The organism is Vibrio genomosp. F10 str. ZF-129 (genome assembly GCF_000287055.2).
In the GTDB taxonomy this organism is placed as follows: domain Bacteria; phylum Pseudomonadota; class Gammaproteobacteria; order Enterobacterales; family Vibrionaceae; genus Vibrio.
On sequence record NZ_AJYQ02000047.1, the window covers coordinates 1 to 633 of the forward strand.

Below are 633 nucleotides of genomic sequence, written 5' to 3' on the forward strand. Positions count from 1 at the left end.
AGTGGCAGCGCCACTTAGTAAGGCGTTAGCTATACAGGGAACATTCCATACTGAAGAGAGCCATATATGTACGATTTGTTTAATTCTATGATTGACTCGATGGTTGAATGTACAAGGAAGAAGAAGTACACGGCTGATGAAATTGCATCATTTGAAGGTAGGCTTGGTTATGAACTTCCCGAAACATATAGAGAATTTTTAGTCAAAGTTGGCACTTTCAAACATACCGATAAAGAGTTTGGTTTTGTATTTGAGTTACTCAATCTTGAGTCAATAGAAGAATGGACGGAGTCAATTTGCAAGGCAAGCGGCACTTTATTTCCCGAGCTATTACTAGTTGCAAGCACTACGAGCGGAGAGCATTTTGGGTTTAAAGCCACTTCGAAGCTGCTATATGTGTTTGACCCAGAATGCCCAGTAGAATTATGGGCTAGTGAACATCTCAAAGAATATGGGTTCAAAGATTGGCTTGCAATACTTCTGAACACTAAGTTCGAAGAGGTTTGGTAGTATAGCTAACAAGCAATTTAAGAGGGATTCTCAACGCTTGGCACTTTTGCTTCTACTTCAAATTTAGTGGCTATGGCACAATGCTATAGTTTTGGGTGGAGGCGTTGTTCACCCCTTAATTGG

The 633-nt window shown here is 40.4% G+C and carries 1 protein-coding gene; it reads left to right on the plus strand.

The features are described 5' to 3' along the window. Positions 1-66 precede the first annotated feature (66 nt). On the plus strand, positions 67-510 hold the full coding sequence (locus A1QO_RS05865) for an SMI1/KNR4 family protein (protein WP_017039219.1): 444 nt from the start codon (positions 67-69) through the stop codon (positions 508-510). The last annotated feature ends 123 nt before the right edge of the window (positions 511-633 follow it).